The sequence below is a fragment of the Xanthovirga aplysinae genome, from assembly GCF_009711365.1.
GTDB classification, from domain to species: Bacteria; Bacteroidota; Bacteroidia; order Cytophagales; family Cyclobacteriaceae; genus Xanthovirga; species Xanthovirga aplysinae.
The window spans coordinates 1-6889 of record NZ_SMMB01001039.1 but is presented as its reverse complement, the minus strand read 5'-3'; the positions used below and the strand labels follow the sequence as shown (position 1 = coordinate 6889).

Sequence of the window (6889 nt, the reverse complement as noted above, 5' to 3'; positions counted from 1 at the left end):
AAACCTTGATTTATTAAAATCTACCATGTCGCCTAGGGGAAATATGCAATTGATCTTACCCCAGTCTAAAATCAAAAATTCAGTAGAAGAGTTCGTCAACATGCATGAAGAATGGTTCAAAGACAAGACTTGGACCATGGAGACCAAAATATTAAATACAAAAATTGGGGATAAAATAGGTATGGCGACTACCGAAGCCATGTACAGAGAACCAGAAAGGAATGGCAAACCTTATTTTAATCATATGGTGGTGAGCTATGTTTTGGAAAAAATAGATGGACAATGGTATGTGATTAAGGACCATGCTTCCTCCATAGAAAAAACTCAAAACTAGTGGCTAACGTTTAGAAGTAATTCAATCGAATTTCCTCCAAGAATAAAAAGATAAATTATTTCCAATTCGACAGCTATATATGAGTAGCTCTTCCTTTTATTCTTGTTATCCATTATTTTACCTTGATACTTCTTATTTATCGAGATACAGGGAAAATTTTTTTGCTGTTTAATGAGGTTTAGGCCTTTTAGGAATGTAAATCGATTGCTTCTAACCTGACCATTACACCTAATCGATATATTCGTGTATATGGAGACTGGGTATTACAGATAAAGAAGATTCTCGGTTTTTATTTATAGAGCACCGGTACAAGGGAACAGTTACTTAACCCCTTTAGGGTTTAATTCCCCAAAGCTTACCTCGTTATACTATCTTGTGACTCGATGTCGCAAGATAGTAAGTATATCCACAAGAGTCATAATGTTACTAAATGGTTGTACCACATTGTAAGTAGTGCAATATACAGGCGAGTTGTCTTCAGTGAAGAAGTAGATAAGGTTTTAGTATCAGTATGTGAGGAAATAGATAAGGATATGAAATTGGGTTTTTAGAAATAGGGAAAGATAAAGACCATGTTCCCTTTCTAATTCAATCTGTATCTAATTATAGTTTAATCTAGATAGTGAGGATAATAAAGAGTTTGATTGAAATTGAAGTTTTTAGGCAATGTCCATAAGTAAAGAAGAAATTGTGGGGAGGGGAATTCTGGGGAAAAGGATATTTCGTAAATTCGATTTGTAAATATGGTACAGAAAATAAAATTGCAAATTAAGTTAAAAACCAAGGGTTGAAAAAGAATACAAAAAATTACAATGCAATCACCAACTCTCTTTGTTCAATTAGTGGGGAGTACAATTACAATTAATGCCTCGGGGCTTGCTCCGAGGATTATTTACTTCTTTAATGTCAAAGTAACTTCATCAAAAGTATAATAGGTGAAAATACCTGTCCCTCCTGAAATATTTGATTTTATTTGGGTAGGTATTGCAAAAGGATCTACATTGGCAGAACGAGCTTGTAAAACAGATTGCTGAAAATCAAAGTGTTCCTTAGTCAGATGTGATAACCTTAGCTGTATTTCTGATGATTCAGGGTATTCTATTGGAATTTCGAGGGAAAGGGTGTCATTTTCCCCCGACGATAAATTAAAATAGGAATTTTTTATGGAAGGATTGGTATCGCTAAGATTAGCCATTCTAACACTATAATATCTATGATTGACATTTTCTGCATTATTAAACCATACTTTTATAGTAGGGTAATTAACCTCATATTTATAAATTTTAACTTGATTAATGGTTTCTGTGGAGGCTTTAAGCTTATTCCCTTCTTTTGTTTCAATTTCTAGATTATAGGTCTTTGGAAGTTCGTTTTCGTAAAGAAGGGTATCTTGGGTAGATGTATAATTTATTAGGCTTTTTGTTTCCTTATTTTCGTATAAAATATTCCATAACCGCCTTTCCTCTTTATCAGACCTAACATACACGGTGGCATCCTCAACCAACAAGAGGTCAAAGTCCTGGGAGAATTGGTTACTTTCCACCATGCTTAATTCATAGGGTTGATCCGGCGTCAGATAACTTTCCACAACCAAAAGGGGCTCTTGGTTTTCCCAATCCAACTCTAGTTTGTCATTCAGGAGGCATGAGGTGCAAACCAATGGGTAAAGTACGAAAATAAAAAGTCTAATAAGCATTATTTAGTAATTTGAAAACTATAACTAATTGTGGGAAAAAGAGGTAATAAGGCTTTCTTTTTAGGAATTACCTGTAGTGATTCTCTATCCTCCCTATGCACAGAAAAATATACAAAGTAGGGATTGGCCTGATTGTATACATTATAAATTCCCACAGTTATGGTAGATTTAAATTCTTTTTTTGATTGCCAGCTGTAATTTGCAGCGATATCTAACCTATGAGATGGGGGCATTCTAAAGTTATTTCTTTCTTCAAACAAAGGCGTAATGGAGGGTTGGAAGGAGGTTGAATTGAAATTTTGTAAGGGTAAATACCCTGTAGGAAAAGTTGTTATCGCTCCTGTGTTATAAAACCAATTTAGCCCAAAGCTTAAATGTGTATTGATTTTAACCAAAGAATTTATGTAAATAAAATGCCGTATATCATAAACTGGATGAAAAGCTTTCCCTTCATTAATACCTTCAAATTGACGCCAGGTATTGCTCCAGGTATAGTTGATATCCAGTGAAGTATACTTATTTTTAGCCTTCAAACTGATTTCGGTCCCATATGCCCAGCCCTTGCCGATCAATAGATTCTCTTGCAGTTTATCAAAATTTAAACTTCCTCCATTTTCATAAACGATTTGATTTTGTAATGATTTGTAATAGGTATTGGCATTAAATTGTAATTGCTGATTAAGACTCAGGGAAGTTCCTATAGAAAATAGGTCCGCAGATTGAACGGGTAAATTAACCGTGGAAGGCATGCGAATGTCAGCGGGAAGGTTAATACTTAAAAGTGAAAACAAATAATGATATTGGAAATTCCTGCTCCAGTCAGCATGAATTATCCAATTAGAAGCGGGGCGGTATTTTACAGCCAGTCGAGGAGATAGATGAGAAAATAGGAGATCACTATAAAAAGCGTTAACTCTTAACCCCGTACTGAATTCCAGGTCCTCATCAATAAGGTAACGACTCTGAAAATAAATCCCATAATAAGTTGATTGTTCTTCTAAATCACTGTTTTTAAAATTAAGCAAGTCATTCTGTAATTCTTTGGTGGTAGCTAGATAAAACGACTTAGAAAAAAAGCTGCCTATATCTAAGCTAAAATTGGTGTGGGGTTCAAAATTAAATTCTACCTGGTTATTTATGCTAGAGGTTCGATTTTCGGCATTGAAGGCTTTTAAGGTTTGAAAATCCAAAAGGAAGCCAAAATTACTGTAACTCGAGTTGAAATGGGCCCTCCATTTTTTATTCATTATATAAACCCATTCCAGGTTTATTACATTATTTGCCCAGTCTAGTCCTATTCCTGGATTATTTGGGTCATTAATGGAAAAACCGTCTTTGCTCCTAAAGTAACTGAAAACCAGATGATTCTTGGTTGAGGGCTTAAGGAAAACCTTACCATTTACATCATAAAAGTTAAAATTGGGTAGGGGCGAGAAACCTTCTTTTCCTTCATTGATATTATTATATGATTTGGAAATCAGGTCATAGTAAGATTTTCTTATTCCCAGGGAAAAAGAAGCTTTATTTTTTGAAATTGGCCCTTCAAACGCTAATCGGGAGGATAGCAAACTAAGGCCACCCCTAAGGGAGTAACTTTCCAAACTTCCCCGTTTACTATTTACCTCCAGAAAGGAGGCCAAAGCTCCTCCTTGACGGGCATGAAAATTCCCTTTTTGCAATGTCGCGCTCTCGATAATATCTCCGTTAAAGGTGCTATTAATTCCCATTAGGTGATTGGCATAATATACTGGGGCTCCGTCCAAATGTATCTGGTTTTGCCCATTGGAACTTCCCCTTACATAGTAGCCTCCATCAACCTCACTTATATTGGTAACTCCTGCTTTTTTTTGTAAAACCCGAAGAATATCAAATTCTCCAAATAGGTGAGGCCTTTTTTGGAGGCTCTTAATATCTAGCTCAAGAAAATTGGCTTCTAAATTTTTGGGGACCATTTTTTTCCCCTTTATCTCTATACTGCTTAAAGTATCAGCAGACTCTACTAATATAATGGACAGGGTGTCCTTTAAAACTTGATTTAATTTGATGACTTTAGGTTTGTAATTAATATGGAATACCTCCAGATTGAGAGGGTAGGAATTAATTTGTAGGGAGAAATTCCCGTTCTCATCACTAATAGTTTGCTGATTTGAAGTTATCAAAAGAGCACCCTCAATTTTTACTCCTTGAGGATCTAAAAGCTCTCCAACCTGCATTTGCTGACCAAAAAGTAGAAAAGGAAAAACAATAATTGTAAAAAGTAAGCAAAAAAAATATCGCATGGTTTAGAAAAAAATAGATAATCCATCAATCCAATTTTTTTTCATTGATTTGATTAAAGCCTTTAGGGGAAGATTACTGTTACTAAAACCGGGGAAAACTCACAAACTAAAAATCTTCTCATAGGCGTTACTGATAAAAAAATAGGTGTAAATTTTTAATGTTTCAACTGTAAAGTTTGCAAATATGCAAAAAAATCAAGAAAATATGCAAATGTTGCTTGTGGTAAACCACTATATAATGCCTTGTACTTATTTTAGTCACGGAATAGTTCTAAATAAAAAATATGATAAATCCTATTTTGTCTCCATGCTCAGAGAAGGTTTTCTTTCAGATCCCTTTCTAGCCTAAGTCGGCGGTTAATTCATAGGGCCTTGAATTTCAGTGGATGGGAAGGGTGTTCTGAGGGAAATGAACAGTCAATTGAATAAGAATTTCCTTTGGAGGAAAACTTTTGGCATCATAAAAGAGCCATTTAAATTAAAAGATAGTGGAGGATATTTTAAAGTAAACTGAATTGAGGTGGAGCCTAATAGAAGGTTTTTTGCCTAAAACTGAAAGAACAAAAAAAGTGAAAAAGTGATAGGGTGGGGGTAGAAGCAAGATATCCTGTTAGGGGGGAGATTGAAAATAAACCATCGAAAATGGTTAAGTCCAATATTGCAAGAAGCTGAGAGGTTTCCTGGATATTTATTTGAGGAGTCTTTTGTAACTTAGATGCAATGGTTCGGAGTATCCTGGTTATCAAGCCCTATGATTTTGGTAGTAAATGAGAGAAAGCCTTTATCAGGAGGAAGGTTCAGAGATTTCTTTGAAAGCCTTTGAGAGTTTCTCGAAGTTTTCTAGTCGTTTTAGGATTTCCGCACCTTGAATGTTTCCATTTGGGTCATATTCCAACCAGAATTCGGCATCTTTCTCCAGAATGGTAGATATTTGATTGATATCATAACCGTGATGATTTAAATACTTAAGAAATGGGCCAAGATTAATTTTTTGGCCTGTATAAGGGTTAGTGATGATTCTGGAACGTTGCTTGATTAAGAAGTACCCAAAGGTTAAGGAAAGAACTAAAGCAGTTGTTAGAATGGCCACCAACAAAATCATATTGGTTTTTTCTTTTTCATTTTCCACCACTATGGCCTGTTGTTCTTCCTTTTGGTCGGCCAATTCTTTTTCCTTACGATCAAGCTCATAGATATAATAATTTTCAAGTTGTTCTTTTTTCTGATCTCTAAAGGCTAAGAATTTTTGAGAGTACTCATGGTATTTGTGTGCATCATTTTTGTCCAAGAATATTTGAGTAAGTCCCTCCAGGCTTTCTTCTATTGTTATACCAATATTTAATTTATCGGATAAGTTATAGCATTCTTCTAAATAGCTTTGTGCCATATTCAATTCTCCTCTTTTTAAGGCCAAATGTCCCATATTGGATAATAAATTGGCTTGAACATAGGATTGATTGAAATACTTAGAGCCCACACTATGTTCTTTTGATTTTTCCAGATGAAAGCTAGCAGAATCCAATTCATTTTTAACCAAAAAATAATATCCTAAATTGCCATGAGCAATCATTAAGTCTTCTCTGGTTTGGCTTTTGTTTATCCTATCATAAAGGAGTTCTAAAGCTTTTTCAAATTGCTCAGAATGGATATAAGTATTGGCCATAGTTCCCAGTATACTTTCCCTAATAAAATTATCGTGGGCAATACTTATTTTCATTGCTTTTGTTAAAAAAAGTATAGCCTCCTCATATCTTTCCATTAAAGTATAAGTCCACCCTATATTACTATAAATGTAAGTTCTGTATTTATCTTGGTCAGGAATATAAGATAATGCCTCATAAAAGTTTCTCATTGCTGCCTTATATTCGAGTTGATTTTTTAAAATATAGCCTCTTAAATTGGATGCCTTGGCAAGAAAGAGGTCATTATTTTCCTTATCCGCTAAAGTAGTCAGTTCTTCCGTGAATTTAAGAGCTAAAGTGGGGTCCTCTGAAAGATGCTCCTTTATAAGATTATAAATGTCATTCATTTCTTTTTGAGCAATCTCTTCATTTAAAGCAGGCCTTCCTATTGCTCCTAAAGAGGAAAAGAAGCATAAGCCCACTACAAGCAGACTTATGCGAACCAAATTATTCATAGTTTTTATTGCTTTCATTATCAATCAAAAAGATAGTCAAGTAAAATCTCCCACCAGCTCAAATTTTCAGCGTTCCCCAAGGTTTTACTTTCTTCTATATTAGAAGGAGTATTTTCATTTCCATTATCTAGATTTGAGGTGGATAAAACTTCAGTAGTATTTAAGCCCGCACTTCGTCCCCCTCCTCCATCACTTAATCCTGCATCTTCACCATCTGAAGAGGGAGCAGCCATTAAGGAGGTAGAAAGGACAAACAAAGCAATTAGGGGTAGAATTATTTTTTTCATAACATAAGGGTTTAATAGGTTAAACATAATTACCCATTAAGTAATGAAAAATTTAATAAAATCAACCTTCTTACCTGTATTTTAAATAAAAATTTAATTTAAATATAATATTAATTATTAGAAATATAGGTTAATAATCAATAAGTTAAAAAAAAA

At 34.4% G+C, this 6889-nt stretch carries 5 protein-coding genes and 1 pseudogene; 2 read left to right on the top strand and 4 right to left on the bottom strand.

From position 1 onward, the window contains the following. Together E1171_RS11150 and tnpA are read left to right on the top strand one after the other, a co-directional pair. The coding region (locus E1171_RS11150) for a nuclear transport factor 2 family protein (RefSeq protein ID WP_222931470.1) at positions 1-334 on the top strand (334 nt) is incomplete at its 5' end. A gap of 383 nt (positions 335-717) precedes the next feature. Then, a pseudogene (tnpA, locus tag E1171_RS23830) lies at positions 718-1177 on the top strand (IS200/IS605 family transposase). 49 nt (positions 1178-1226) lie between these two features. On the opposite strand, the gene E1171_RS11145 reads toward tnpA, so the two are convergent. The 4 genes from E1171_RS11145 to E1171_RS11125 form a co-directional block, all read right to left on the bottom strand. Next, positions 1227-2030 (bottom strand): DUF4249 family protein, encoded by an 804-nt coding sequence (locus tag E1171_RS11145; RefSeq protein WP_155206084.1) that lies wholly within the window; start codon positions 2028-2030, stop codon positions 1227-1229. After that, complete coding sequence (locus E1171_RS11140; RefSeq protein WP_155206083.1) at positions 2030-4309, bottom strand: TonB-dependent receptor plug domain-containing protein; 2280 nt, start codon at positions 4307-4309, stop codon at positions 2030-2032. Before E1171_RS11140 ends, E1171_RS11145 begins: the two co-directional genes overlap by 1 nt. 784 nt (positions 4310-5093) lie before the next feature. Further along, positions 5094-6464 carry a tetratricopeptide repeat protein gene (locus tag E1171_RS11130; protein ID WP_155206082.1) on the bottom strand — a complete coding sequence of 457 codons (1371 nt, stop codon included), beginning with the start codon at positions 6462-6464 and terminating at the stop codon, positions 5094-5096. A 2-nt stretch (positions 6465-6466) separates the two neighbouring features. Beyond that, a complete protein-coding gene (locus E1171_RS11125; RefSeq protein ID WP_155206081.1) occupies positions 6467-6733 on the bottom strand; it encodes a hypothetical protein in 267 nt (88 codons plus the stop codon). Positions 6734-6889: the final 156 nt, after the last annotated feature.